This is a genomic window from Enterobacter sp. B79-1, from assembly GCF_057444735.1.
Window position 1 is genome coordinate 98,589 of the sequence record NZ_JBYAZJ010000006.1, and the last position, 24,864, is coordinate 123,452.

A 24,864-nucleotide genomic window follows, 5' to 3' on the forward strand; every position below is an offset into this window, starting at 1 on the left:
CCGGGCTCCACACTTCAAAGGTTACAGTTATGATCATCGTTACCGGCGGCGCGGGCTTTATCGGCAGCAATATTGTTAAGGCCCTCAATGACAAAGGCATCACCGACATCCTGGTGGTGGACAACCTGAAAGACGGCACCAAGTTTGTAAACCTGGTGGATCTGAACATCGCTGATTACATGGATAAAGAAGACTTCCTTATCCAGATTATGGCGGGTGAAGAGTTCGGCGAGATCGAAGCCATCTTCCACGAAGGTGCGTGTTCTTCCACCACAGAGTGGGACGGCAAGTACATGATGGACAACAACTATCAGTACTCCAAAGAGATCCTGCACTACTGCCTGGAGCGTGAAATTCCGTTCCTGTATGCCTCTTCCGCGGCAACCTACGGCGGCCGCACCTCTGACTTCATCGAATCGCGCGAGTACGAGCAGCCGCTGAACGTCTACGGTTACTCTAAGTTCCTGTTCGACGAATACGTGCGTCAGGTTCTGCCAGAAGCGAACTCGCAGATCGTCGGCTTCCGCTACTTCAACGTTTACGGGCCGCGCGAAGGCCACAAAGGCAGCATGGCAAGCGTGGCGTTCCACCTGAACACCCAGTTGAATAACGGCGAAAGTCCAAAACTGTTTGAAGGCAGCGACGGCTTCAAGCGTGACTTCGTCTACGTAGGCGACGTTGCAGCCGTAAACCTGTGGTTCTGGGAAAACGGCGTGTCCGGTATCTTCAACCTGGGCACCGGCCGCGCGGAATCCTTCCAGGCGGTGGCAGACGCGACGCTGGCGTACCACAAGAAAGGCAGCATTGAGTACATTCCGTTCCCGGATAAGCTGAAAGGCCGTTATCAGGCGTTCACGCAGGCGGACCTGACCAACCTGCGCGCCGCAGGCTACGACAAGCCGTTCAAGACCGTTGCCGAAGGCGTAACGGAATATATGGCCTGGCTGAACCGCGACGCATAAGTATGAAGATTCTGGTGATCGGCCCGTCATGGGTGGGCGACATGATGATGTCGCAAAGTCTCTATCGCACGCTCAAGGCGCGTTATCCCCAGGCGATAATCGACGTGATGGCACCCGCCTGGTGCCGTCCGCTGTTGTCGCGTATGCCGGAAGTGAACGAGGCGATCCCGATGCCGCTCGGCCACGGGGCGCTGGAAATCGGTGAACGCCGCAAGCTCGGCCACAGCCTTCGCGAGAAGCGCTATGACCGCGCGTACGTGCTGCCAAACTCCTTTAAGTCCGCCCTCGTGCCTTTCTTTGCGGGCATTCCGCACCGTACCGGCTGGCGCGGTGAAATGCGCTATGGCCTGCTGAACGACGCGCGGGTGCTGGATAAAGAGGCCTGGCCGCTGATGGTGGAGCGCTACGTGGCGCTGGCCTACGACAAAGGGGTGATGCGCAGCGCGAAAGACCTGCCGCAGCCGCTGCTCTGGCCACAGCTTCAGGTTAACGACGGGGAGAAATCCCACACCTGCAATGCGTTTGGACTTTCATCCGAACGCCCGATGATTGGCTTCTGCCCCGGTGCAGAGTTCGGTCCGGCGAAACGCTGGCCGCACTATCACTACGCCGAACTGGCGAAACAGCTGATCGACGAAGGCTACCAGATTGTGCTGTTTGGCTCGGCGAAAGATCACGAGGCGGGTAACGAAATTCTCGCCACGCTGAGCAACGAGCAGCAGGCCTGGTGCCGCAATCTGGCTGGCGAAACGCAGCTTGAGCAGGCGGTTATTTTGATCGCCGCCTGTAAGGCCGTGGTCAGCAACGACTCTGGCCTGATGCACGTGGCCGCCGCGCTGGACCGCCCGCTGGTGGCGCTATATGGCCCAAGCAGCCCGGACTTCACGCCGCCGCTGTCGCATAAAGCGCGCGTCATTCGTCTCATCACCGGCTACCACAAGGTGCGTAAAGGTGATGCTGCTGAGGGTTATCATCAGAGCCTGATCGACATTACGCCAGAGCGCGTCCTTGAAGAGCTCAACGCCCTGCTGTTGAGCGAAGAAGGATAACGAATGCGGGTATTGATCGTTAAAACGTCTTCAATGGGTGATGTTCTGCATACGCTGCCGTCGCTGACGGATGCGATGCAGGCCATTCCCGGCATTCGTTTCGACTGGGTGGTGGAAGAAGGCTTCGCGCAGATCCCCACCTGGCATGAAGCGGTTGATCGCGTGATCCCGGTGGCGATTCGCCGCTGGCGCAAAGCGTGGTTCTCCGCCCCCATTAAAGCCGAGCGCAAAGCCTTTCGCGATGCGGTGCAGGCTCAGCGTTACGATGCCATCATCGACGCGCAGGGGCTGGTCAAAAGCGCCGCGCTGGTGACGCGTCTGGCGCACGGCGTAAAGCACGGTATGGACTGGCACACCGCCCGCGAACCGCTGGCAAGCCTGTTCTATAACCGTCGCCACCACATTGCAAAACAGCAGCACGCCGTCGAACGCACCCGGGAGCTGTTCGCGAAAAGCCTCGGCTATGCGAAACCCGACACTCAGGGCGATTACGCCATTGCGCAGCATTTTTTGCGTAATACGGCCCCCTACACTCAGCCTTATCTTGTCTTCCTGCATGCCACAACGCGCGACGATAAGCACTGGCCGGAAACGCACTGGCGAAGGCTGATTGAACTAATGCAACCTTGCGGTATCCATATTAAACTCCCGTGGGGCGCTGAACATGAACGACAGCGTGCGGAGCGTCTGGCCGCAGGATTTTCGCATGTTGAGGTTTTGCCTAAACTCACGCTGGCACAGGTTGCTGCGCAGTTAGCGGGTGCGAATGCTGTCGTTTCCGTTGATACGGGATTAAGCCATTTAACCGCTGCGCTGGATCGTCCAAATCTGACGATTTTTGGCCCGACCGATCCGGGTTTGATTGGGGGTTACGGTAAAAACCAGCATCAGATGGTCAGCCCGACTCAGCAAACAAAGGATATTAGCGCAGATGCGATTTTTTTATTTTTACAGGGTAGCCACTGGCTTTCCAACAGGGATATTTAACCCATGAGTTATGTATTTCTGCTGATTTTACTCTTTCCGGTGAAGCTCATCCGGAAGCTGTTTCGTAAGGACACAGGTAAAAACCTTGTCATTCAAACAGCCAAAATCGGTGACTTTGTTAATGCTACGCCCCTCCTGGCGTACCTGCAAAAAAGCGACGTGCTTATCAGTCGCAGCGTGGGTGCGCTGGCGAAGCATGATGACACTATCGAGCAGATTTATTTTATCGAGCAGCATAAGCGCAATCTGTGGCGTAAGCTCTGCTTTGCCTGCAGGATCATGAATCGCTATGACAACGTGTATCTCCTGCAACCCAACAGCGTGAACCTCTTTTTCGCTTCCGTCTGTAATGCAAAAAACAAACAATTTTTAAGCACTTATACGCGCAGATGGTATCACGGCATTTTCTATACCACGGCTGACGGTACCGTTGAGCATGGTAAACAAACGTTGTCGGTCACAAACTATCTAAAGCTGGCGGACCGCTCGCTAACGTGGCAAGACTCCCCAAAGCACGCTACCAGGCCACTTTTTAAGCCGCAGACCTGGCCGGAAATCCTTGATAAACCCGGCGTTATCCGCATCGGCATCAGTATCGCTGCCGGGAATAAAGCGAAAACCGTTCCGCCCATTATCTGGAAGCGAATTGTTGAGCATCTCGCTGACCTGCCCTGCGAGTTTTATGTATTTGGTGCGCCCAATGAGCAGCCGTGGATGGATGATATCACCCGTGCTTATGGTGAAATGCCTAATTTCACCAACCTCATCGGGCAAATCTCCCTTGAAGAGCTTCCCTGGGCGATTTCAAAGATGGATTGCTATATCGCATCGGATTCGGGGAACGTTTATATTGCCGACGCGGTAGGTGTGCCGGTGGTGTTGCTGTTTGGACCATGCTGTCACTATGAACAGCGTCCGCTTGGCAATGTGTTGTTGATTGGTAATGACGACAATATTTGTTCTTATGTGTTTGAAACGCGTTATTATTTTTCACAAGAACGCGAAGCGTTATTCGCGGTAACAGAAGACGCGCTACGCGAGCTTAAACATTTTATCTGCGAGTTACCTACCGTTAACGCAACCACCTATGCTTTTGATGCTCAGGGAAACTAATTTCTATGGCTTTTCTTAGCGTCATTATTGCCGCGCATAACGCCGAAGATACGCTTCATGCTACGTTAGAAAGCCTGCACGCCGCGATTGATAATGCGGGTGATGCTGTTGAAGTCATTATCTTTAATGACAGTTCCGATGATGCCACCCAGGATATTATCGAGAAATGGTTGCCTGCGTTCCCGCACGCGCAATCCCGGTACGTTGAGTACCGTAACGTCGGTCATGTTCGGAACAGTGCAGTGTCTCTGGCATCAGGCGATTACATCACGATGCTGGATAGTGATGATCGACTGAAGCCTTGCAGCCTCAGGGACGCAGTGGCTTTTTTAAAAGCACAGCGTCCAGATATGCTCCTGACGCGCTTGCTGGAAATTCGTGATATCAGGAAAATCACCGCGTTCTGGCAGGGCTTTACACCCATCGCTTTATCACAGAAAGAGGCGATAAAGCGTTTCTTGCAGCATAAAGAGTTTCAGGCACATCTCATCGGTCAATTTATTCATCGGAAGTTGTACGAGAGCAATCCCATTCCATCGATGGTCTGTTACGAAGACTTTGCGGTATTTCCTGCCATGCTCATGCAGGCAGAAAAAATCAGCTATCAACGCCAGGGCCATTACTATTACATCAAACGTAGCGACAGTTTGTCGAGTCGTCTAGACGCCAGTAAAATTACGACACTTGTTGAATGTACATTAAAGATGGAAAAAACGTTTCCGCAAGCGTTTAAAAATCTGATTAATTGTCACTGGTTTGATATCTACAGTAACCATCGGCAACACCTTACCGATCAGCAGCTCAAATTCGTTAAATCACGGGTAAATGCGCTTTATTCGCTATCATTTTTCTTATCCAGCGATGTTCGTTTCAGCTATAAAAAAAGGGTTATTGAGGCATTATGGAAAAAGTAAAGTTAAGACTTTATCAGTTAACACTAGTATTGAGCCTTATCTCTTTAGCTCTGGTACTTGTTAACTCTGGAAAGCAAAGAGAGTTTTTCTATATTGCTATCTATATCAGTATAGTCGGTTTAGCATTTGAATATAAAAAAATATTCTGGCGTCCTTTTAGCATAGCTTATCCTGTAATGTTAGTAGGGTTACTTAATCTAATTTGGTATTTTACTTATGAACTACACAATGAGGGCCTTAATGCTTACAGCGATTATCTTGGAGCCAGTAAAAAATTAATTCTATCCAGTCTCTTAATCTTTTATCTTGACCGTTTTAAAAGTTATGTAAAAAAAGAAGATTTTGAGAAATATTTTTTAGTCACAACGGCGTTCGGTTTTATCCTGGCTACAGGCTATGGTATTTATCAGGCTACACAAGGGATTATTCGTGTAGAGATGGCTATAAATCGCCCAACCATCGCAGCTTATATCTACTCTGTTCTATCATTAGCACTTGTATATTGCTTGTACCTTAAGAAAAATGTGACGTTTTATGTATTGGCGGGCTTCGTCGTCTTGATATCGTTCTTCCTGATTCTATTGACTGCTACGCGCGCCGCCATGGGACTTTATCTCATACTGGCTATTTTTCTCACCCTCTATCAGTTCAGAAAAATACATCTTAATTCCTTGATGATTTTTTTATGCATAGTTGCAGGCATCATTATTGTTAGTTACAAGCCGCTCATCTCCCCTAAAATAAAACAAACAGTAAGTGAAATAGAGAATTATCAGAAAGGTCATGATGCAACTTCCCTGGGTGCTCGTTTTTCAATGTGGAATGTTGGTCTTATGACTGGCATTGCGCATCCACTGGGACAGTCCATTGAAAGTAGGGAGTTGTGGGCTCGGGATTACGTCAAAAATGGTCATTCTCATGTAGCAGCAGCGCTTGGTTACATTAAAATTCATTTACATAATGAATTCATAGAGAGATTTTCGCTGCAGGGAATACCAGGGGTTGTAATATTGTGTTTCTTCTTTTTTTCCGTCATCGCTTATGCGATGAGAAATAAAAATGGCCTACTGCTGACAACCATGCTCCTGCTTTTACTATATGGCCTGACCGACGTTATATTGTTGAGCTCAGAAGCCTTGATCTTCTTTGTTACCCTGTTTGCCTTGAGTACACCCTTTTCGCAAACCAGACAACGCTGATGATAATGCCCGCTGCGCGGGCATTAATTTTTTTTGTACTGATAAAACTCCGCCAGCGTCATCCCTACGGTTTTATCTGACAACCACGTAAACAGCGCTTCCAGATCGCGATACAAGCCCTCAATCGCCGCATCATCCTTAAACGTGGGGCTCCCGCCAGGCATAAACTCAGATGAATGAAGCATAAACTCCACGTAATCATTCCCCTGCGATAAGCACTGTTGCGCGACCTGAATCATCTGCGCGGCGTTCCCACCAGACGGTCGTAGCCAGTTCACGGACGGTGAGCGATATTTACCGCGAAGACGATCGTAGCCCTGCTTGACGGTATTCAACCAGGCCGGGTGTTTATATTGAATACTCATCGGGACTTCGAGTAGCGGGCTATTACCCGCCCGGGAAATATCATCCGTGTCCATGAAGTAGGCATGGTCAGGGAAATGCTGATAATTCGTTCCGCCACTCCCCTGCGGGGCACCTTTCGCGTTGCGCCAGTTCACGCGCGGCGTAACGGAACAATCAACCTGATAGCCCAGTTCAATAAGCAATTTGGCATAGCGGCTATCAAAGGCCCAGCGCCCGGCACGATGGCTCAGCATTTTGATCTGGAAGGTCTCTTCCAGCAGGCGGGTCATGAAGAGCACTTTTTCGCGCATCATCTCGTCTGAAAACTCAATCAGATACGGCTGCCAGCGCCAGTCATCACCCGTGAGATCGTGCTCCGGCGGGCTATTCCAGGCATGCAGGTGCATACCCACTTCCCCCTGACCGCGAGCAATAACGTCCCTTGCGAATTCAATGAAAACGGGCTCGATTGCCATCTCATAGTTTGTCAGCCAGACGGGCTTAAAACCAAAACGTTCGCAAAGCGCCTGAAAGCGCGCCAGGTAGCGTGCGTTTTCCGTTTTGATCACCCGATGGTTTTGCCAGAGATTATCGCCTTCGGTATCGATCGTGATGATAAACGCTGGTTTTTTCATAATGAGTCCATGAGACAAAGTAGTTAGCGCTATGTTACGCACGCCTCAAAGCAGGAGTAAACCCTTCCAGGGAAATTCCTGACATTGTGGAGAAAGAGTGCAAGTCGCTACCAGGTCTATTAGAATTGCCAACAGTACAACGCCGATAAGATGATGATGAATAACTTACCTGACACGCCTGATTTGCGCATTTTACTGATCAAACTTCGCCATCATGGTGACATGTTACTCACCACCCCCGTCATCGATTCGTTACGCCAAAAATGGCCTGAGGCGCAAATCGACGTGCTTCTTTATGAAGAGACACGCGATATGCTCGCCGCGCATCCGGCGATCGGCACAATTTATGGTATCGATCGCAAATGGAAGCAGCTGGGCACGCTGAAGCATCTCCAGAAAGAGTGGCAACTGCTTAGCACATTAAGAAGACAGCATTATCACCTGGTGATTAACCTTGCCGATCAGTGGCGCAGCGCCATCGTCACGCGCTTCACCGGTGCCCCGGTTCGCCTTGGGTTTGCCTTTAATAAGCGCAAGAGTGCATTCTGGCGTTTTTGTCATAGCAATTTGGTCTCTGTCGCCAATCACTCGTCACTGCACACCGTTGAGCAAAATCTTTCCATCCTTTCAGCGCTGCCGGTTGACCCAAAACCCGCCGTCACCATGGCTTACCGCCCGGATGACTGGCAACACGCACACCACCTCTTGACGCAAAAAGGTGTGGGAGAGCGATACATCGTGATTCAACCCACGTCGCGCTGGTTCTTCAAATGCTGGGATGAAGGAAAGATGGCGCAAACCATTACCGCCCTGCAGCAGAAAGGCCACACCATCGTTCTCACGGCTGGCCCGGATAAAAAAGAGATGGCAATGATCGATCGCATTCTCGCTGCCTCACCGAAAACGGGTGTCGTCTCGCTGGCAGGTCAATTGACGCTGCGTCAACTGGCATCCCTTATCGATCATGCGCGTCTGTTTATCGGCGTGGATTCCGTGCCGATGCATATGGCCGCGGCGCTTCAGACACCCTGCGTGGCGCTGTTTGGCCCCTCAAAGCTGACGTTCTGGTCTCCGTGGCAGGTCAACGGGGAGGTTATCTGGGCCGGTGACTACGGCCCGCTCCCCAATCCGGACGCCATTGATACCAACACCAAAGAACGCTATCTCGACGCCATTCCCGTAGATGCTGTCGTCTCCGCTGCAAAGAGATACCTGTAATGAAACACCATCGCCTGGCGATTGTTCGCCAAAAATATCGCCCTGATGGCGGAGCGGAACGTTTCGTCTCCCGCGCGCTGACGGCGTTAAGCAATCAAAACCTAGAGCTCAACGTTATCACCCGCGAATGGCAGGGAGAAAAGCAGGACGACTGGCATATCCACATTTGTGACCCGCGCAAGTGGGGACGCATCAGCCGCGAACGCGGTTTTGCGCATGCCGCCCGCGCACTGTGGCAGCAGCAGCAATTTGATATTGTACAAAGCCACGAGCGCATCCCGGGCTGCGATATTTACCGCGCAGGCGATGGCGTTCATCGCCGCTGGTTGCTGCAGCGTGCGCGGATTCTGCCCGCCTGGCGCGCACAAATGCTCATGCACGATCGCTACCACCGCTACGTGATGAATGCCGAACGTGAAATGTACCAGGCTCCTGAGTTGAAGGCCGTTATCTGTAATGCGGAGATGATCAAACGCGAAATCGTCGAAGACTTTGATATTGACGCAAAAAAGATACATGTGATTTATAATTCAATTGATTCCAGCCGCTTCGTTCCGGCCGAGGAAGCACAGCGTGCCGCGCTGCGTCAGCAGTTTGGTTTACCCACCACCGCCGTTGTGTTTTGCTTTGTAGGCTCAGGATTTGAACGAAAGGGATTAGCCAGCGCCATACGCGCTATCGCGGGAACCGCGGCGTGGCTGATTGTGGTTGGGCAGGATAAAGCGGAAAATCGTTATCGTGAACTCGCCCGTTCACTCGGCTGTGAAGGGCAAATCCGTTTCCTGGGGATGCAAAAAGAGACGTTGCCATTTTACCAGCTATCCGATGGTTTACTGCTGCCAACGCTGTATGATCCCTTTCCTAACGTTATTCTTGAAGCGATGGCCTGCGGTTTACCTGTCATTACTTCAGAGAGTTGCGGCGGAGCCGAATTTATTGTGCAAGGCAACAACGGATTTTACTGTGACGCACTTGATATCAACACATTGAAGGAGGCAGTAACCGCCATTCCTTCTCTGGAAAAGAATAACAATATGGGGCTAGCGGCACGTGAACGTGTAAAAGAGGCCACCCCCGAAAAACTATCAAGTCAGCTTATTTCGCTTTATCAAAAATTACTGGATTAAAAATGCGCATCCTAATGATTATTGATGGTTTACCCGGTGGAGGAGCTGAAAAAACAGTTCTTACACTTTCCAGCGGATTGATCGAAATGGGACATCAGGTCTCCCTGTTCTCCCTGCGGAAAGTGTGCGACTACGCCATCCCGGAAGGCATCGATTTTCAGGTTATTCAGGATACGTGTAAAAAACCGTGGCGGAAGCTGACGGAGATCCCGCGCCGCGCCCGACTGCTGGATAATGCGATTAAGCAGGCTGAACGCAGTGGAAAATTTGATGTGGTGTTCTCCCACCTGCATAAAACTGACCGCATCGTGGCGCACTGCCGCGCACTGGAACGCGATAAAGTCTGGTTCTGCGTACATGGCATGTTCTCGTTCTCCTATCTGCGCCATCGCAGCGGTCTTTCGCGCTGGTTTAAACATTATAAGATTCGTCATACCTACGAAAACCGCAATGTTGTGGCCGTCTCAGCCGCCGTGTTGAAAGACCTCTCGGAAACGCTGGCAATCGATCTTCGTCGCCAGGCCGTTATCCATAATCCTTTCGATATTCCAGAAATCCAGCGTCTGGCGGACGAACCCTATGAGATGCAGGGACAGGATTACCTCATTCACGTCGGCCGCTTCCACGAGCACAAACGTCACGATCGTCTCTTACGCGCCTTTGCACTGAGCCAGATAGAGACAACACTGGTCATGATGGGAAATGGCGCCGACGCTAAAATTCAAAAACTAAAACAGCTGGCTATCGAGTTGGGCATTGAAAACAAAATTGTTTTCCGTCCGTTCCAGCCCAATCCCTATCCATGGATCAAAGGCGCACGCCTCTTAGTGTTAAGCTCTGACTGTGAAGGTTTTGGTAATGTATTGGTCGAATCCATTATCTGTCAGACACCGCCCGTCAGTACAAACTGTCCGGGTGGACCCGCTGAAATCCTCACAGGCGACTTAGCGCGCGGGCTGACAGCATTAAATGATGAGTCACTGGCAAAAACGCTGGCAGATATCTATGCCTCTCCGCCAGTCGTTGATCGCGCAACGATCGCATCGTTCGGCATCAATGCCATCTGCCAGCAATATATTGCTTTGGTCGACAATCCATAATAATCAGGTTTCTTATGCAAAATTCAGCGCCATTATTAAGCGTGGTGGTTGCCGTTTATAACGGCGAAGCGTTCCTGGATCAGTTCTTTACCTGCCTTGTCAATCAACGCATCGACAGCATGGAAGTCATCATCGTCAATGACGGCTCCACTGACCGCTCGATGGAGATCGTCGAAAACTGGCGAGAAAAGCTGCCGCAGCTGCAGGTCATTGAGCAGCAAAACCAGGGTGTCTCCATCGCGCGGAATAGCGGTCTGGCCATCGCGACGGGTCAATATCTTTCCTTCCCGGATATTGATGATGTCTTTAAACCCGGCATGTATCAGCATCTGCTGGATATGGCCGTTACGCAGGATCTGGACGTCGCCACCTGTAACGGGAACTACGTCTGGGAAAATAATAAAAAACCCTCGCGCCCGATTTTCCCTGAGGACAAACTGGCCTCGACAGGCGTTATGACTGGCGCGGCATGGTTAAAGATGGCGCTGGATTCTCGTAAGTTCCTCCACGTCACCTGGTTGAATATCTATCGCCACGACTTTATCCGTAAACACAGTTTCCATTTCGAACCCGGCCTGCGCCATCAGGATATCCCGTGGACGACTGAAGTGCTGCTCGCGGCTGAGCGGGTTCAGTACACCAGTGAACGTTATTATGACTACTACATTCACTCCGCATCGGTGTCCCATATGCCAGACAATGACGACACGCTCATTCGCTCGGCGCGCCATTACATGAAAATCCTGCAGATGCTTGATGCCATCAATCAGCGCTACCCGGATAAAGTGAAAGGTATCCCGGCTTGCCACTGGCAAATCGCCAAAGAGGGACTGGGGATTATTCACACCTTCGACAACATGAAGGATGAGAAGAAGAAATCCATGATTATTAAAGAGTTCTTCGAAACGGGCATCTGGAAACTCATCTGGAAAAGTGCAAAAAGTCCGCGTTTGCGCTGGCGACTGGGCCGCCGTTACTTCCGCTTAAAGCGGTATCTGGCATAAGAGATAGCTTTACCTGGCTTAAATGCTTAGAATTTGCCCGCCGAAACTAAAAAAACGGATAATCGATTGGAATTGTTGTATACCGCCCTGCTCTATCTCATTCAGCCACTGGTGTGGCTGCGACTGTTGCTTCGTAGCCGTAAAGCACCCGCGTATCGAAAACGCTGGGCTGAACGCTATGGCTACTGCCGTAATAAAGTTGCCCCGGACGGTATTTTGCTCCATTCCGTTTCAGTTGGTGAAACGCTGGCGGCTATCCCGCTGGTTCGCGCCCTGCGTCACCGATACCCGTCACTGCCGATCACCGTCACGACCATGACGCCCACCGGCTCTGAGCGTGCGTTATCCGCTTTCGGAAAAGACGTGCATCACGTCTATCTGCCTTACGATCTGCCCTGCGCCATGAACCGTTTCCTGAATACCGTTCGCCCGAAACTGGTGATCGTGATGGAAACCGAGCTGTGGCCGAATATGATTTCCGCCCTTCATGCCCGTAAGATCCCGTTGGTTATCGCTAATGCCCGCCTGTCTGAGCGCTCGGCGAAAGGGTACGGCAAGCTGGGCAAATTTATGCGTCGCCTGCTGAGTAAAATCACCTTGATTGCGGCGCAGAATGAAGAAGATGCGGCGCGCTTCATCGCGCTAGGCCTGAAACGCAACCAGCTTGCGGTAACGGGCAGCCTTAAATTCGATATTTCCGTCACGCCTGAACTCGCCGCCCGTGCTATCACACTGCGTCGCCAGTGGGCCCCGCGACGTCAGGTCTGGATTGCGACCAGCACCCACGACGGCGAAGAAGAGATCATCCTCCAGGCGCACCGCAAGCTGCTGGAAACATTCCCTGATTTACTGCTTATCCTCGTGCCTCGCCATCCTGAGCGCTTCAAAGATGCCCGCGATATGGTGCAAAAAGGGGGTTTCAGCTACACCCTGCGCAGCAGCGGTGAGATCCCTTCCGGCAGCACTCAGGTAGTGATTGGCGATACGATGGGCGAGCTGATGCTTTTATACGGCATTGCTGACCTCGCCTTTGTCGGCGGCAGCCTGGTCGAGCGCGGCGGTCATAACCCACTGGAACCGGCAGCACACGCCATTCCGGTACTGATGGGACCGCACACGTTTAACTTCAAAGATATCTGCGCGAAATTGCAGCAGGCCGATGGTTTAATTACCGTGACCGACGCGGATTCGGTGGTCAAAGAGGTGTCTACCCTTCTGACTGACGAAGATTATCGCCTGTGGTACGGGCGTCATGCCGTCGAAGTGCTGCACCAGAACCAGGGCGCACTGACCCGTCTGCTGCAGCTTCTGCAACCTTATCTGCCTCAGCGGAGCCACTAATGTCAACGCGTCTGTCGGTCGTGATGATCGCCAAAAACGCCGCCGACCTGCTTCCGGACTGCCTGGCCTCCGTCGCCTGGGCTGACGAAATCGTCATACTGGACTCCGGCAGCACGGACAACACGGTAGACGTCGCCCGCGCGGCGGGCGCGAAAATCTATACCAATACTGACTGGCAAGGTTATGGCATTCAGCGCCAGCGCGCGCAGGAATATGCCACCGGCGATTATGTGCTAATGCTCGACACTGACGAACGCATCACGCCAGAACTGCAGCAGGCTATTCAGGCAGTGCTTTCCTCGCCTCAGCCAGGTGCGGTATACAGCATTGCCCGCCGCAACTACTTTCTTGGCCGCTTTATGCGCCACAGCGGCTGGTATCCTGACCGCGTGATGCGCCTCTACGAGCGCGAGCGGTATCAGTACAACGACAATCTGGTGCATGAATCCCTGAGCTGCGATAGCGCCCAGGTCATCCCCCTGACGGGCGATTTGCTGCACCTGACCTGCCGTGATTTCGCGAGCTTCCAGCGTAAACAGCTCAACTATGCCACCGCATGGGCGCAGGAGCGTCACCAGCGCGGCAAGAAGGCCTCGCTGACGGGTATCTTCACCCACACGCTGGGCGCGTTTCTGAAAACGCTGCTACTGCGTGGTGGCATACTGGACGGTAAACAGGGCTGGTTACTCGCGGTGGTCAATGCCCAGTATACTTTCAACAAATACACCGAGCTGTGGGCGCTCTGCCGCGGCTACTCTGAGAAAACGTGAGCCATGAGCACAAAAGCGATTTATCCGGGTACCTTCGATCCGATCACCAACGGTCATGTTGATATCATCACCCGTGCGGCGTGCATGTTCGACAAAGTGATACTGGCGATTGCCGCCAGCCCCAGCAAGAAGCCGATGTTTGACCTGAACGAGCGCGTTACGCTCGCCACCGATGCCATTTCGCATCTGCCGAACGTTGAGGTGGTTGGGTTTAGCGACCTGATGGCTAACTTCGCCCGCGCTCAGCAGGCAAACATTCTGATCCGGGGTTTACGCGCCGTAGCAGATTTTGAGTATGAGATGCAGCTGGCGCACATGAACCGCCATCTGATGCCGGAGCTGGAGAGCGTGTTCCTGATGCCCTCCAAAGAGTGGTCGTTTATCTCTTCCACGCTGGTAAAAGAGGTGGCGCGTCATCACGGCGATGTCACCCACTTCCTGCCGGTTAACGTCCACCAGGCCTTGATGGAAAAGCTAAAGTAACGCTATTTCTGGCACTGACGGCAATAGAACGTGGCGCGCTGGGCGTGCTTCGTGGCAATAATTGGCGTCCCGCAGGCTCTGCACGGTTCACCCTTACGGCCATATACCTGCAGCTCCTGGGCAAAATAGCCCGGCTTCCCGTCGCTTTGCAGGAAGTCCTTCAGCGTTGTCCCGCCCTGCTCAATAGAACGCAGCAGTACCGCTTTAATCACTCTGACCAGCAGTTCGCACTCCTGCGACGACAGCGACAAGGCCAGCCGATCGGGATGGATCCCGGCCGCAAACAACGATTCGCTGGCGTAAATATTCCCCACGCCGACCACCAGCTTGTTATCCATCAGCCAGGGCTTAATCGGGGTCTTTTTCTTTGCGCACTTCTCTTTCAGGTATTCCGCATTAAACGCATCTGACAGCGGTTCAGGCCCGAGATGCGCCAGCACGTTGTGCCCTTCCAGCTCCTTCGTCCACAGCCATGCGCCAAAACGCCGCGGGTCGGTGTAACGCAGCACTTTACCGTTGCTCATCACCAGGTCAACGTGATCGTGCTTTTCCGCAGGCAGCTCTTCAGTAAGGATGCGCAGGCTCCCGGACATCCCCAGATGGATAATAATCCAGCCGTCAGGCAGCTCCAGCAGCAGGTACTTGGCGCGACGCTGCACGCTAAGGACGGGTTTGTCACTTAACGCGTGGATCTCATCGGACACCGGCCAGCGCAGGCGCCCATTACGGACAACTGCGTGAAGAATGGTTGCGCCGACCAGATGGGGCTCAATGCCGCGACGGCTGGTCTCTACCTCTGGTAATTCAGGCATGGTTCCTCCGTTGAGATGCAGAATGCAAAAAACCCCGCAGATGCGGGGTTTTTCAATACAAGGAGACTAAAATTATTTGATTTTAGCTTCTTTGTACAGTACGTGCTGGCGTACAACTGGATCGAATTTTTTCAGTTCCAGTTTTTCCGGCTTAGTACGTTTGTTCTTCGTGGTGGTGTAGAAGTGACCTGTACCAGCAGAAGAAACCAGCTTGATTTTCTCGCGAATACCTTTAGCCATGATTTATTTCCTCTTTAAGTACTTAGTACTTTTCGCCACGGGCACGCAGTTCGGACAGAACTGTATCGATGCCTTTCTTATCAATAACACGCATACCTTTAGCAGATACACGCAGGGTGACAAAACGCTTCTCGCTCTCAACCCAGAAACGGTGAGAGTGCAGGTTCGGCAGGAAACGGCGTTTAGTCGCGTTCAGTGCGTGGGAACGGTTGTTACCGGTCACCGGACGCTTGCCAGTAACTTGGCAGACTCGGGACATGTCTATTCTCCAAAAATCAAATTAGCTCGAGCTTCGTATGGGGTATCGGCGCCTCGTCAGGCTTTACAGCCCGGTCATCGCATAGTTCTAAGTGAACTCTCGATTGCCAGGCCCAAATGCCAAACCCGAGATTCTCAAAGGTGGCGTAGTATACGCTGACTCGGCGGTGTGCTCAAGTCCCGAACAGACAAAGATCCCGATGGATCGCGAGAAAGGGTCTAAATCCAACCACGTTCCGCAAAAGAAATGTACTCTCCGCGGCCAATTATCAGATGGTCCAGCACACGAATGTCCATGAATTGACAGCATTTGATAATGCGTTCGGTGATTTCTTTGTCCGCTCTGCTCGGTTCTGCACAGCCAGAGGGGTGATTATGCGCGAGGATCACGCCGGCTGCATTCACTTTTATCGCTTCCCGCACAATTTCTCGCGGATACACCTCTACGTGGGTCAAGGTTCCAGAGAAAAGGTGAGTGTGTTTCAACACCCGGTTCTTATTGTCGAGAAAGATCACCATGAAGATCTCCCGCTCCATATCTGACAGCTGGCTTTGCAGGAATTCGCGGGTCATCGCCGGGGTAAGGATCGGATCTTCCTCCTCCATACGGACATTGTAAAAACGGCGGGCAAGTTCAGCAATCCCCCTCAGCTGGGCATATTTCGCCACGCCAATCCCCTCAACCTGCGCAAACGCCGCCAGATCGGCGGTCAGCAAACCATGCAGTGAACCGAAATGTTCTATCAGCTCTTTTGCCAGCGTAAATACCGTTTTCCCCTGCGTACCCGTACGCAAAAAGAGCGCCAGCAGCTCATCGTCTTTTAACAAGGTGACGCCATATCGCAGCAGTTTTTCGCGCGGTAACAGCAGTTCCGTCTCTTCCATGCCCAGCCTCCTTCTGTTTGTCATCATGCTGCCACAGGCCAATCCGGGGCTCGACGCTGACTTTTCGTTCTTGCGTAACGCCTCGCAAAGTGAACGAAGGACAAAATCACCCCGTTTTTGTGATTGTGATAAAATGCCCGCTCTCTGGTGAAACCCAACAGGAAAGAATCATGATGAGCCTGGCCGGTAAAAAAATCGTTCTTGGCGTGAGCGGCGGTATAGCAGCCTATAAAGCGCCGGACCTGGTGCGTCGCCTGCGCGAGCGCGGGGCGGATGTGAGGGTCGCGATAACCGAAGGTGGCAAAGCCTTTATCACGCCTCTGAGCCTGCAGGCTGTCTCGGGGTACCCGGTATCCGACAGCCTGCTTGACCCTGCAGCAGAAGCGGCGATGGGCCACATTGAGCTTGGGAAATGGGCAGATCTGGTGATTCTTGCCCCCGCCACGGCCGATTTGATTGCCCGCGTGGCGGCGGGCATGGCGAACGATCTGGTCTCGACCATTTGCCTCGCAACACCTGCGCCAGTCGCCGTCGTGCCCGCAATGAACCAGCAGATGTACCGTAACGCAGCCACCCAGCACAATCTGGAGACGCTGGCATCACGCGGCCTGCTTATCTGGGGCCCGGACAGCGGCAGCCAGGCGTGTGGCGATGTTGGCCCGGGTCGTATGCTGGACCCGCTGACGATTGTTGATATGGCTGCAGCCCATTTTTCGCCTGTCAACGATCTGCAACATCTCAACATCATGATTACCGCGGGTCCCACGCGCGAACCGCTGGACCCGGTGCGTTACATCACTAACCACAGCTCCGGCAAGATGGGCTTTGCCATTGCTGCTGCTGCTGCAAAACGCGGCGCGAACGTCACGCTGGTGAGCGGCCCGGTCTCACTGCCGACACCTCCGTTCGTTCAGCGCATTGACGTCATCACCGCGTTGGAAATGGAAGCCGCCGTACAGGCCCATGCGCAAAACCAGCAGATTTTTATCGGCTGTGCGGCCGTCGCGGATTATCGGGCAGAGACCATTGCAGACGCCAAAATCAAAAAGCAAGGTGATGAATTAACGATAAAAATGGTGAAAAACCCGGATATCGTTGCGGGTGTCGCCGCACTGAAAAGCCATCGTCCTTACGTTGTTGGGTTTGCCGCAGAAACAAATAATGTGGAAGAATATGCCCGGCAAAAACGTACTCGCAAAAACCTTGATTTGATTTGCGCGAACGACGTATCGCTGGCCACGCAAGGATTTAACAGCGACAGCAATGCACTGCACCTTTTCTGGCAGGATGGAGATAAAGTCTTACCGCTTGAGCGCAAGGAACTCCTGGGCCAACAATTACTGGACGAGATCGTTACCCGTTATGATGAAAAAAATCGACGTTAAGATTCTGGACCCGCGTGTTGGCGAGCAATTTCCGCTGCCGACTTATGCCACCTCCGGCTCTGCCGGTCTTGACCTGCGCGCCTGTCTCGATGACGCCGTAGAACTGGCTCCAGGTGCAACCACCCTGATCCCGACAGGCCTGGCAATTCACATTGCTGACCCGTCTCTGGCGGCGGTGATCCTGCCGCGTTCTGGTCTGGGCCATAAGCATGGCGTCGTACTGGGTAACCTGGTCGGCCTGATCGACTCTGACTATCAGGGTCAGCTGATGGTGTCCGTCTGGAACCGTGGTCAGGACAGCTTCACTATTGAACCGGGCGAGCGTATTGCGCAGATGGTCTTTGTACCGGTTGTGCAGGCAGAATTTAACCTGGTGGCAGACTTCGACGCCACCGACCGTGGCGAAGGCGGCTTCGGCCATTCCGGGCGTAAATAACCGTCCGATAGATACGCATCTCACAGCGCCATAATGCAATAACAAACCGCAAACGTCAGTTTGCGGTCGCTGTGTGGATGCCAGCCTGGCAAGTGCTTATTTTCAGGGGTATTTTGTAACATGGCAGAAAAACAAACCGCGAAAAGGAATCGTCGCGAAGAAATACTTCAGTCTCTGGCTCTGATGCTTGAATCCAGCGATGGCAGTCAACGCATCACTACCGCTAAACTGGCCGCCTCTGTAGGCGTGTCTGAGGCGGCGCTGTACCGTCATTTTCCGAGCAAGACCCGGATGTTCGACAGCCTGATCGAGTTTATTGAAGACAGCCTGATCACGCGCATCAACCTGATTCTGAAAGACGAAAAAGACACCACCGCGCGTCTGCGTCTGATTGTGCTGTTAATCCTGGGCTTTGGTGAACGCAATCCGGGCTTAACCCGTATCCTCACCGGCCACGCGCTGATGTTCGAGCAGGACAGGCTGCAGGGGCGCATTAACCAGCTTTTCGAACGTATTGAAGCGCAGCTGCGCCAGGTACTGCGCGAAAAGAAAATGCGTGAAGGCGAAGGGTACACCATTGATGAGACGCTGCTGGCGAGCCAGATCCTGGCGTTTTGCGAAGGGATGCTCTCCCGTTTTGTGCGTAGCGAATTCAAATACCGACCAACGGACGATTTTGACGCCCGCTGGCCGTTAGTGGCTGCTCAGTTGCAGTAACACCGTTGCCGGATGGCGGCTTCGCCTTATCCGGCCTACGAAATACGCAGGCCCGGTAAGCGTCGCGCCACCGGGCAATTCAATTACACGCCGAACTCTTCCCGGTACGCACGTACCGCCGCCAGATGATCCGCCATCTCCGGCTTCTCTTCCAGATAGGCAATCAGGTCTTTCAGGGTGATAATCGACGTCACTTTGCAGCTGTAATCGCGCTCAACTTCCTGAATAGCGGAAATTTCACCGCGACCACGCTCCTGACGATCCAGAGAAATCAGCACGCCAGCCAGCGTCGCACCGTTGGCCTGGATAATCTCCATCGATTCGCGGATCGCCGTGCCCGCGGTGATCACATCGTCCACCAGCATAACGCGGCCCTGCAGCGCGCTGCCGACCAGATTCCCGCCTTCACCATGGGTTTTGGCCTCTTTACGGTTAAAGCAGTACGGCACATCGCGGTCATGGTGTTCAGCCAGCGCCACCGCGGTGGTGGTCGCAATCGGAATACCTTTGTAGGCCGGACCAAACAGCAGGTCGAAATCAATTCCGGAATCCACCAGCGCTTCGGCATAGAAACGGCCTAACAGCGCCAGATCGCGCCCGGTATTAAACAGCCCGGCGTTGAAGAAATAGGGGCTCTTACGCCCGGATTTCAGCGTAAACTCGCCAAACTTAAGTACCTGCTTGTTAAGCGCAAACTCAATAAACTGGCGCTGATACGATTTCATGGATTTGCTCCTTTGGTTTTTCTGTCTTACAGGCAAAAAAAAGGCGACTCATTGGTCGCCTTTAAAATCAATTTTCTAACGCCGCTTTCTGCGTCGTTACAATGGATTCGATTCCCCCTCGGGCCAACGCCAGCAGAGAGAGAAGCTCTTCGTGGGTGAACGGCTCGCCTTCTGCCGTGCCCTGTACTTCAATGATGCGACCGTCTTCAGTCATCACCACGTTCATGTCGGTTTCGGCAGCGGAATCCTCAACGTATTCCAGATCGCAAAGCGCTTCACCGTTAACGATACCCACGGAAACCGCCGCGACCATGCCTTTCATTGGATTGGTTTTCAGCTTACCGGCCGCAACCAGCTTGTTCAGGGCATCGGCCAGCGCCACGCAGGCACCGGTAATAGACGCCGTACGCGTACCGCCGTCTGCCTGAATGACATCGCAGTCCAGCGTGATGGTAAATTCACCGAGGATTTTCAGGTCAACGGCGGCGCGCAGCGCACGCGCGATCAAACGCTGAATCTCCATGGTACGACCGCCCTGCTTGCCCTTCGCCGCTTCGCGGGCGTTACGGGTATGAGTCGCACGCGGCAGCATGCCGTACTCAGCGGTGATCCAGCCCTGGCCCTGACCTTTCAGGAAGCGCGGAACGCCTTCTTCGATAGAGGCGGTGCACAAAACCTTCGTATCACCAAACTCAACCAGCACGGAGCCTTCAGCGTGTTTTGTATAGTTACGGGTCAGGGTGACGGGACGCACCTGGTTGGCGCTACGACCTGATGGACGCATGATGGATTCTCCGGCTTGAAACGAATGTGGCTGCGCATTATACGGATTAAACGCGCTTATTCCTATCCTGACAAAGCCCTGAAAGCTATAATCCCCCCATCTCTCCTTTAAAAACGGGAATGTCTATGATCCGCAGTATGACCGCCTACGCCCGGCGTGAAATCAAGGGTAGCTGGGGCAGCGCCACATGGGAAATGCGCTCGGTAAACCAGCGTTACCTGGAAACGTATTTCCGTATGCCGGAGCAGTTCCGCAGCCTTGAGCCTGTCGTACGCGAGCGTATCCGTACGCGTCTGACGCGCGGCAAAGTGGAATGCAACCTGCGCTTTGAGCCTGATGCCAGCGCGCAAGGCGAGTTGATTCTTAACGAAAAACTGGCGAAACAGCTCGTGAATGCGGCGAACTGGGTCAAAATGCAGAGCGATGAAGGCGAAATCAACCCGGTTGATATTCTGCGCTGGCCTGGCGTCATGGCCGCCGGTGAGCAGGATCTGGATGCCATCGCCGCTGAAATCCTGGCAGCCCTCGACGGCACGCTGGACGACTTTATCGTTGCCCGTGAAACCGAAGGTCAGGCGCTGAAAGCGATGATTGAGCAGCGCCTTGAAGGCGTGAGCACCGAAGTAGCCAAAGTCCGCACCCATATGCCGGAAGTGCTGCAGTGGCAGCGCGAGCGCCTGGTCTCCAAACTGGAAGAAGCGGAAGTTCAGCTGGAAAACACCCGTCTGGAACAAGAGCTGGTGCTGATGGCGCAGCGTGTTGACGTCGCTGAAGAGCTGGACCGTCTGGAAGCGCACGTTAAAGAAACCTACAACATTCTGAAGAAGAAAGAAGCTGTAGGTCGCCGTCTGGACTTTATGATGCAGGAGTTCAACCGCGAGTCGAACACACTGGCGTCTAAATCTATCAATGCAGACGTGACGAATTCAGCGATTGAGCTGAAGGTGCTGATTGAGCAGATGCGCGAGCAGATCCAGAATATCGAGTAATGCCTTCCGGGTGGTGTCTACTGCACCACCCATTACTATTTCTAATCCGTGCTGATGCTCAATTCCCCCACCTTCCGCCCGTCATCAAGCCTGTGCAGACAAATGTGATAAAAATTTATAGGGCAAACTAACTCGCCTTAGAAAATCTCAATCGTGATCTTGCGCATAAATCGCTAACCTCCCCGCGTTCACTCCGGAGGGTATATGCTGCTTCACGTTCTTTATCTGATTGGTATCACCGCAGAAGCCATGACCGGCGCGCTTGCAGCCGGACGTCGCCGTATGGACACCTTCGGCGTGATTATTATTGCCACAGCGACCGCACTGGGCGGCGGCTCCGTGCGCGATATCCTGCTTGGCCATTACCCGCTCGGCTGGGTTAAACACCCTGAGTACGTGATTATCGTGGCGACGGCCGCCGTGCTCACCACCATTGTGGCACCCGTTATGCCCCACCTGCGCCGTCTGTTCCTGGTGCTTGATGCGCTGGGGCTGATCGTCTTTTCAATCATCGGTGCGCAAATCGCGCTTGATATGGGTGAAGGGCCGGTTATCGCCACCATTGCCGCCGTGGTCACGGGCGTATTTGGCGGAGTATTGCGTGACATGTTCTGCAAACGTATTCCCCTGGTCTTTCAAAAAGAGCTCTATGCCGGGATCTCCTTTGCCGCAGCGGTACTCTATATCGCCTTGCAGCATTACGTTTCGAACCATGATGTAGTGGTCATCTCGACGCTGCTGTTTGGCTTTACGGCCCGCATGCTGGCGCTGCGTCTGAAGCTCGGGCTGCCCGTTTTTCACTACAAGCACAGCGCGCACTGATGTCAAAATCCGTTGATGTGCTGCTCAGCGAGCCACTTCGCCAGCACGTCAACCTGAGGCGCGTGCATCCAGTTCATGATTTGCCGCGCTTTCTCCTCTCCAGTTCCCGGCAAGGTTTGCCAGTCGGCAGAACTTTTCTGGCTCATTGCCTGCCACGATCGCCCATCGATAGCGTTCAGTGTCGATTTGGATAGCGGAGCGCCCATCGCGCTAATCCAACGGATAAAAGGTTGTTCCCGCATCTGATTAAAACGATGCCAGAGCGCAAGCCCGCGCGCCGCAGAAAACCCCGGCGTGGCCTGAAGTTGCGCCTGTGTTAATAACAGCCATGAAAAGATATGTTCGAAATGATGAGCCTGCCAGAGCGTACGCCAGCCGGACTCCCCTAAACCTTCAATATCCAGCCCCTGTTTAGAACTGAGCCATGTTAGCCGGGCAAAAAACTGCTCCATGCAGTCCGGCGAGGCATAAAAACAGCTTAATGAATGGTATTGCGAGTCGGGAGGCTGCGGTTTTTGTCTGTCCGCCCCTCGCCAGACCACCTTATCCAGGCGCGGAATACCCTGTCCGGCGAGACTGATCAGCACCTGATCGCCTTGGGCGATATCCAGTCTCTGCCAACGCCCAACCGACCCCAGACTGACTCGTCGCACCTGTTTATCATCCAGTCGCACAGGCTCAAGCCCTGCAACGACGGACACCTTGCCCGTTCGCCCTACAGAAAACTGGATATTCTTTACCTCAGCAAGCTGCGAAACAGGAGAATATTTCCACGCGACAACCCAGTTTCCTTCACCAGGCAACCAGCTTTCGCCCGCAGGTTCATCCTCCGAACGCACCACAATGCCATCCGTGGCAAAGGGTAATCCGGTCTCGTGCCAGGCCGCGCGCTGTTTTTCGACGGCATCAACAGATTCGGCGGGAAGCGTATACCGCGCTGAGAGCGAAAAACCGGCTTTAGACAGCTCAACCAACGAAGTCTTCATATCTTTCGGCCCATCCGGCCAGGCCCAGATGAATACACCGATCTTGCTCAGGAGCGCGTTATCCTTTTGCCGCATCATCGCACCCGCCACCTTTGCGCGAGCGTTCATTCCGCCCATCTGGCTCTGAATGTGGTTGTCGTGTAACCAGAAAAGTTCGCCCTGTAAGACGCTATTCGCCAGCGTGCCGGTGAGCATTTGCGGCACTGACGGGATTAAACGCACCTTCCCGGTCCAGTCTTCCCCTTTCAGGCCATCACCGCGACTGATAGCCTGGGCTAACTTTCCGTCACGATAGACCAGCGTCACCGCCACACCGTCAACTTTGGGTTGCAGCCACAGATGCTGTCGGGCACGCATCCACTGTCTCAGCTCCTCTTTGCTGGTCACTTTATGCACGCCCGTATGGGCAACAGGATGTTTTACGCTCCCCGTCAGCGCGGGGAGTTTCTCTTCTGAAAGCTCGCTGCCAAAACACCGCTGCCACTGGGATAACCGTGCGTTAAGCTGGTCGTACACGTCGTCATTAACATCGCTTACCCCCTGCTTCCAGTAGGCATCATCCCAGCGTTTGATCTGCGCGCTTAACGACGCAATCTCTTTCTCTGCTTTTGCCTGCGACCACACCGGACACACCGCCGCGCCATAGCCACACCACAACACCAGTAATCCGCTTATCCATCGCCACATTGCTACTCCTCCTTTGCGTTGCAGGAGGTATAACCTGACGATCGAAACAACGCTAACGGCTACCTTTCGCTTTGCGAGGCGCTATCCAGGGTTTCTTTTTATTTCTGCAAACCGCAGGTAAAACCGGAAAACGACACGCAAAAATCAATAATCCAGGGGAAAAAGTGTGACAAAGGCTACGTCACGGTGCGCCGACGTGTATAATAAGCCCGTATGTAGGACTTCTTCGTTAACACATACAAAAGACTCTCATGGCTCAAGGCACGCTTTATATTGTTTCTGCCCCTAGTGGCGCGGGTAAATCCAGCCTTATTCAGGCACTGTTAAAAACCCAACCGTTGTACGACACACAGGTTTCTGTTTCTCACACCACGCGGGCGCCGCGTCCGGGTGAAGTGCACGGTGAACACTATTTCTTTGTAGATCACGACGAGTTCAGAGCGATGATCGGCAGAGACGCGTTTCTTGAACATGCTGAAGTGTTCGGTAACTACTACGGCACCTCGCGTGAAACCATTGAGCAGGTTCTGGCAACCGGTGTAAACGTGTTCCTGGATATCGACTGGCAGGGCGCGCAGCAAATTCGCAAGAAAATGCCTGACTCGCGCAGTATCTTTATTTTACCGCCATCGAAAGATGAACTTGATCGCCGCCTGCGTGGCCGCGGTCAGGACAGCGAAGAAGTCATCGCAAAGCGTATGGAACAGGCTGTTGCAGAAATGAGCCATTACGCGGAATATGATTACCTTATTGTGAATGATGATTTTGATGCCGCATTGAGCGATCTCAAAACCATTCTTCGTGCAGAACGTCTGCGTATGAGCCGCCAGAAGCAGCGACATGACGCATTAATCACCAAACTGTTGGCAGACTGAACCCACTTTCAGTATC

At 53.2% G+C, this 24,864-nt stretch carries 27 protein-coding genes; 19 read left to right on the forward strand and 8 right to left on the reverse strand.

Annotated features, from left to right (window positions below):
* The first annotated feature begins 29 nt into the window (after nucleotides 1-29).
* From rfaD to AC2T6E_RS16950, 6 genes are read left to right on the forward strand one after another with little or no spacing between them, the layout of a single operon-like run.
* On the forward strand, nucleotides 30-962 hold the full coding sequence (gene rfaD / locus AC2T6E_RS16925) for an ADP-glyceromanno-heptose 6-epimerase (protein ID WP_008502707.1): 933 nt from the start codon (nucleotides 30-32) through the stop codon (nucleotides 960-962).
* Nucleotides 963-964: 2 nt separating this feature from the next.
* The gene (rfaF, locus tag AC2T6E_RS16930; RefSeq protein WP_108417300.1) at nucleotides 965-2,011 is read left to right on the forward strand and encodes an ADP-heptose--LPS heptosyltransferase RfaF; all 1,047 of its coding nucleotides are present in this window, start codon (nucleotides 965-967) and stop codon (nucleotides 2,009-2,011) included.
* A gap of 3 nt (nucleotides 2,012-2,014) precedes the next feature.
* Entirely contained in the window at nucleotides 2,015-2,998 is a 984-nt protein-coding gene (gene rfaC, locus AC2T6E_RS16935) for a lipopolysaccharide heptosyltransferase RfaC (RefSeq protein WP_174340353.1), read from the forward strand.
* Nucleotides 2,999-3,001: 3 nt separating this feature from the next.
* Nucleotides 3,002-4,111 (forward strand): glycosyltransferase family 9 protein, encoded by a 1,110-nt coding sequence (locus AC2T6E_RS16940; protein ID WP_174340352.1) that lies wholly within the window; start codon nucleotides 3,002-3,004, stop codon nucleotides 4,109-4,111.
* A gap of 5 nt (nucleotides 4,112-4,116) precedes the next feature.
* Nucleotides 4,117-5,025, forward strand: coding sequence for a glycosyltransferase family 2 protein (locus tag AC2T6E_RS16945; RefSeq protein ID WP_148400197.1), 909 nt, complete (start codon nucleotides 4,117-4,119; stop codon nucleotides 5,023-5,025).
* A complete protein-coding gene (locus AC2T6E_RS16950; protein ID WP_126815715.1) occupies nucleotides 5,013-6,224 on the forward strand; it encodes an O-antigen ligase family protein in 1,212 nt (403 codons plus the stop codon). The genes AC2T6E_RS16945 and AC2T6E_RS16950 overlap by 13 nt, the downstream gene beginning before the upstream one ends.
* A 23-nt stretch (nucleotides 6,225-6,247) precedes the next feature.
* On the opposite strand, the gene AC2T6E_RS16955 is transcribed toward AC2T6E_RS16950, so the two are convergent.
* The gene (locus tag AC2T6E_RS16955) at nucleotides 6,248-7,204 is read right to left on the reverse strand and encodes a polysaccharide deacetylase family protein (RefSeq protein WP_260663240.1); all 957 of its coding nucleotides are present in this window, start codon (nucleotides 7,202-7,204) and stop codon (nucleotides 6,248-6,250) included.
* 150 nt (nucleotides 7,205-7,354) lie between these two features.
* Here AC2T6E_RS16955 and rfaQ point away from each other — a divergent pair, with 150 nt between their 5' ends.
* From rfaQ to coaD, 7 genes are all read left to right on the forward strand, one after another.
* A complete protein-coding gene (rfaQ, locus tag AC2T6E_RS16960) occupies nucleotides 7,355-8,422 on the forward strand; it encodes a putative lipopolysaccharide heptosyltransferase III (protein ID WP_260663239.1) in 1,068 nt (355 codons plus the stop codon).
* Nucleotides 8,422-9,549 carry a glycosyltransferase family 4 protein gene (locus AC2T6E_RS16965; RefSeq protein ID WP_260663238.1) on the forward strand — a complete coding sequence of 376 codons (1,128 nt, stop codon included), beginning with the start codon at nucleotides 8,422-8,424 and terminating at the stop codon, nucleotides 9,547-9,549. The genes rfaQ and AC2T6E_RS16965 overlap by 1 nt, the downstream gene beginning before the upstream one ends.
* Nucleotides 9,550-9,551: 2 nt before the next feature.
* Nucleotides 9,552-10,649: a glycosyltransferase gene (locus AC2T6E_RS16970; RefSeq protein WP_108417292.1), complete on the forward strand. Its 1,098-nt coding sequence runs from the start codon at nucleotides 9,552-9,554 to the stop codon at nucleotides 10,647-10,649.
* A 14-nt stretch (nucleotides 10,650-10,663) separates the two neighbouring features.
* Nucleotides 10,664-11,653: a glycosyltransferase gene (locus tag AC2T6E_RS16975; protein ID WP_108417291.1), complete on the forward strand. Its 990-nt coding sequence runs from the start codon at nucleotides 10,664-10,666 to the stop codon at nucleotides 11,651-11,653.
* Between the two features lie 66 nt (nucleotides 11,654-11,719).
* Nucleotides 11,720-12,994, forward strand: a complete 1,275-nt coding sequence (waaA, locus tag AC2T6E_RS16980) for a lipid IV(A) 3-deoxy-D-manno-octulosonic acid transferase (RefSeq protein WP_010426410.1) — start codon at nucleotides 11,720-11,722, stop codon at nucleotides 12,992-12,994.
* The gene (locus tag AC2T6E_RS16985) at nucleotides 12,994-13,764 is read left to right on the forward strand and encodes a glycosyltransferase family 2 protein (protein ID WP_486692579.1); all 771 of its coding nucleotides are present in this window, start codon (nucleotides 12,994-12,996) and stop codon (nucleotides 13,762-13,764) included. The genes waaA and AC2T6E_RS16985 overlap by 1 nt, the downstream gene beginning before the upstream one ends.
* 3 nt (nucleotides 13,765-13,767) lie before the next feature.
* Nucleotides 13,768-14,247, forward strand: coding sequence for a pantetheine-phosphate adenylyltransferase (gene coaD / locus AC2T6E_RS16990; RefSeq protein ID WP_042717767.1), 480 nt, complete (start codon nucleotides 13,768-13,770; stop codon nucleotides 14,245-14,247).
* A gap of 2 nt (nucleotides 14,248-14,249) precedes the next feature.
* Here coaD and mutM read toward each other — a convergent pair whose 3' ends face one another.
* The 4 genes from mutM to radC form a co-directional block, all read right to left on the reverse strand.
* Nucleotides 14,250-15,059, reverse strand: coding sequence for a bifunctional DNA-formamidopyrimidine glycosylase/DNA-(apurinic or apyrimidinic site) lyase (mutM, locus tag AC2T6E_RS16995; protein ID WP_214606060.1), 810 nt, complete (start codon nucleotides 15,057-15,059; stop codon nucleotides 14,250-14,252).
* A 72-nt stretch (nucleotides 15,060-15,131) separates the two neighbouring features.
* Nucleotides 15,132-15,299 (reverse strand): 50S ribosomal protein L33, encoded by a 168-nt coding sequence (rpmG, locus tag AC2T6E_RS17000; RefSeq protein WP_003024094.1) that lies wholly within the window; start codon nucleotides 15,297-15,299, stop codon nucleotides 15,132-15,134.
* Between the two features lie 22 nt (nucleotides 15,300-15,321).
* Nucleotides 15,322-15,558: a 50S ribosomal protein L28 gene (rpmB, locus tag AC2T6E_RS17005; RefSeq protein WP_002436699.1), complete on the reverse strand. Its 237-nt coding sequence runs from the start codon at nucleotides 15,556-15,558 to the stop codon at nucleotides 15,322-15,324.
* A gap of 218 nt (nucleotides 15,559-15,776) precedes the next feature.
* The gene (gene radC / locus AC2T6E_RS17010) at nucleotides 15,777-16,442 is read right to left on the reverse strand and encodes a RadC family protein (RefSeq protein WP_010426422.1); all 666 of its coding nucleotides are present in this window, start codon (nucleotides 16,440-16,442) and stop codon (nucleotides 15,777-15,779) included.
* Between the two features lie 173 nt (nucleotides 16,443-16,615).
* Here radC and coaBC point away from each other — a divergent pair, with 173 nt between their 5' ends.
* The 3 genes from coaBC to slmA all read left to right on the forward strand — a co-directional run bounded on the left by coaBC (nucleotide 16,616) and on the right by slmA (nucleotide 18,980).
* Complete coding sequence (gene coaBC, locus AC2T6E_RS17015) at nucleotides 16,616-17,827, forward strand: bifunctional phosphopantothenoylcysteine decarboxylase/phosphopantothenate--cysteine ligase CoaBC (RefSeq protein ID WP_120159028.1); 1,212 nt, start codon at nucleotides 16,616-16,618, stop codon at nucleotides 17,825-17,827.
* Entirely contained in the window at nucleotides 17,805-18,263 is a 459-nt protein-coding gene (dut, locus tag AC2T6E_RS17020) for a dUTP diphosphatase (protein WP_015570042.1), read from the forward strand. Before coaBC ends, dut begins: the two co-directional genes overlap by 23 nt.
* Nucleotides 18,264-18,383: 120 nt before the next feature.
* A complete protein-coding gene (gene slmA / locus AC2T6E_RS17025; protein WP_010426428.1) occupies nucleotides 18,384-18,980 on the forward strand; it encodes a nucleoid occlusion factor SlmA in 597 nt (198 codons plus the stop codon).
* An 83-nt stretch (nucleotides 18,981-19,063) separates the two neighbouring features.
* Here slmA and pyrE read toward each other — a convergent pair whose 3' ends face one another.
* Both pyrE and rph read right to left on the reverse strand, forming a co-directional pair.
* Nucleotides 19,064-19,705 carry an orotate phosphoribosyltransferase gene (gene pyrE, locus AC2T6E_RS17030; RefSeq protein ID WP_010426430.1) on the reverse strand — a complete coding sequence of 214 codons (642 nt, stop codon included), beginning with the start codon at nucleotides 19,703-19,705 and terminating at the stop codon, nucleotides 19,064-19,066.
* 67 nt (nucleotides 19,706-19,772) lie between these two features.
* Complete coding sequence (rph, locus tag AC2T6E_RS17035) at nucleotides 19,773-20,489, reverse strand: ribonuclease PH (protein ID WP_010426431.1); 717 nt, start codon at nucleotides 20,487-20,489, stop codon at nucleotides 19,773-19,775.
* Between the two features lie 125 nt (nucleotides 20,490-20,614).
* Between rph and AC2T6E_RS17040 the strand changes: the two genes are divergently transcribed.
* Together AC2T6E_RS17040 and AC2T6E_RS17045 are read left to right on the forward strand one after the other, a co-directional pair.
* On the forward strand, nucleotides 20,615-21,478 hold the full coding sequence (locus tag AC2T6E_RS17040; RefSeq protein ID WP_010426433.1) for a YicC/YloC family endoribonuclease: 864 nt from the start codon (nucleotides 20,615-20,617) through the stop codon (nucleotides 21,476-21,478).
* A gap of 204 nt (nucleotides 21,479-21,682) precedes the next feature.
* On the forward strand, nucleotides 21,683-22,300 hold the full coding sequence (locus AC2T6E_RS17045; protein WP_010426435.1) for a trimeric intracellular cation channel family protein: 618 nt from the start codon (nucleotides 21,683-21,685) through the stop codon (nucleotides 22,298-22,300).
* 2 nt (nucleotides 22,301-22,302) lie between these two features.
* On the opposite strand, the gene ligB is transcribed toward AC2T6E_RS17045, so the two are convergent.
* Complete coding sequence (gene ligB / locus AC2T6E_RS17050) at nucleotides 22,303-23,973, reverse strand: NAD-dependent DNA ligase LigB (protein ID WP_454540016.1); 1,671 nt, start codon at nucleotides 23,971-23,973, stop codon at nucleotides 22,303-22,305.
* 251 nt (nucleotides 23,974-24,224) lie between these two features.
* Between ligB and gmk the strand changes: the two genes are divergently transcribed.
* A complete protein-coding gene (gene gmk, locus AC2T6E_RS17055) occupies nucleotides 24,225-24,848 on the forward strand; it encodes a guanylate kinase (RefSeq protein WP_010426438.1) in 624 nt (207 codons plus the stop codon).
* The last annotated feature ends 16 nt before the right edge of the window (nucleotides 24,849-24,864 follow it).

Coding starts and splice junctions, on each gene's coding strand:
- rfaD (WP_008502707.1), top strand. CDS start 30: ATGATCATCGTTACCGGCGGCGCGGGCTTTATCGGCAGCAATATTGTT.
- rfaF (WP_108417300.1), top strand. CDS start 965: ATGAAGATTCTGGTGATCGGCCCGTCATGGGTGGGCGACATGATGATG.
- rfaC (WP_174340353.1), top strand. CDS start 2,015: ATGCGGGTATTGATCGTTAAAACGTCTTCAATGGGTGATGTTCTGCAT.
- AC2T6E_RS16940 (WP_174340352.1), top strand. CDS start 3,002: ATGAGTTATGTATTTCTGCTGATTTTACTCTTTCCGGTGAAGCTCATC.
- AC2T6E_RS16945 (WP_148400197.1), top strand. CDS start 4,117: ATGGCTTTTCTTAGCGTCATTATTGCCGCGCATAACGCCGAAGATACG.
- AC2T6E_RS16950 (WP_126815715.1), top strand. CDS start 5,013: ATGGAAAAAGTAAAGTTAAGACTTTATCAGTTAACACTAGTATTGAGC.
- AC2T6E_RS16955 (WP_260663240.1), bottom strand. CDS start 7,204: ATGAAAAAACCAGCGTTTATCATCACGATCGATACCGAAGGCGATAAT.
- rfaQ (WP_260663239.1), top strand. CDS start 7,355: ATGATGATGAATAACTTACCTGACACGCCTGATTTGCGCATTTTACTG.
- AC2T6E_RS16965 (WP_260663238.1), top strand. CDS start 8,422: ATGAAACACCATCGCCTGGCGATTGTTCGCCAAAAATATCGCCCTGAT.
- AC2T6E_RS16970 (WP_108417292.1), top strand. CDS start 9,552: ATGCGCATCCTAATGATTATTGATGGTTTACCCGGTGGAGGAGCTGAA.
- AC2T6E_RS16975 (WP_108417291.1), top strand. CDS start 10,664: ATGCAAAATTCAGCGCCATTATTAAGCGTGGTGGTTGCCGTTTATAAC.
- AC2T6E_RS16985 (WP_486692579.1), top strand. CDS start 12,994: ATGTCAACGCGTCTGTCGGTCGTGATGATCGCCAAAAACGCCGCCGAC.
- coaD (WP_042717767.1), top strand. CDS start 13,768: ATGAGCACAAAAGCGATTTATCCGGGTACCTTCGATCCGATCACCAAC.
- mutM (WP_214606060.1), bottom strand. CDS start 15,059: ATGCCTGAATTACCAGAGGTAGAGACCAGCCGTCGCGGCATTGAGCCC.
- rpmG (WP_003024094.1), bottom strand. CDS start 15,299: ATGGCTAAAGGTATTCGCGAGAAAATCAAGCTGGTTTCTTCTGCTGGT.
- rpmB (WP_002436699.1), bottom strand. CDS start 15,558: ATGTCCCGAGTCTGCCAAGTTACTGGCAAGCGTCCGGTGACCGGTAAC.
- radC (WP_010426422.1), bottom strand. CDS start 16,442: ATGGAAGAGACGGAACTGCTGTTACCGCGCGAAAAACTGCTGCGATAT.
- coaBC (WP_120159028.1), top strand. CDS start 16,616: ATGAGCCTGGCCGGTAAAAAAATCGTTCTTGGCGTGAGCGGCGGTATA.
- dut (WP_015570042.1), top strand. CDS start 17,805: ATGATGAAAAAAATCGACGTTAAGATTCTGGACCCGCGTGTTGGCGAG.
- slmA (WP_010426428.1), top strand. CDS start 18,384: ATGGCAGAAAAACAAACCGCGAAAAGGAATCGTCGCGAAGAAATACTT.
- pyrE (WP_010426430.1), bottom strand. CDS start 19,705: ATGAAATCGTATCAGCGCCAGTTTATTGAGTTTGCGCTTAACAAGCAG.
- rph (WP_010426431.1), bottom strand. CDS start 20,489: ATGCGTCCATCAGGTCGTAGCGCCAACCAGGTGCGTCCCGTCACCCTG.
- AC2T6E_RS17040 (WP_010426433.1), top strand. CDS start 20,615: ATGATCCGCAGTATGACCGCCTACGCCCGGCGTGAAATCAAGGGTAGC.
- AC2T6E_RS17045 (WP_010426435.1), top strand. CDS start 21,683: ATGCTGCTTCACGTTCTTTATCTGATTGGTATCACCGCAGAAGCCATG.
- ligB (WP_454540016.1), bottom strand. CDS start 23,973: ATGTGGCGATGGATAAGCGGATTACTGGTGTTGTGGTGTGGCTATGGC.
- gmk (WP_010426438.1), top strand. CDS start 24,225: ATGGCTCAAGGCACGCTTTATATTGTTTCTGCCCCTAGTGGCGCGGGT.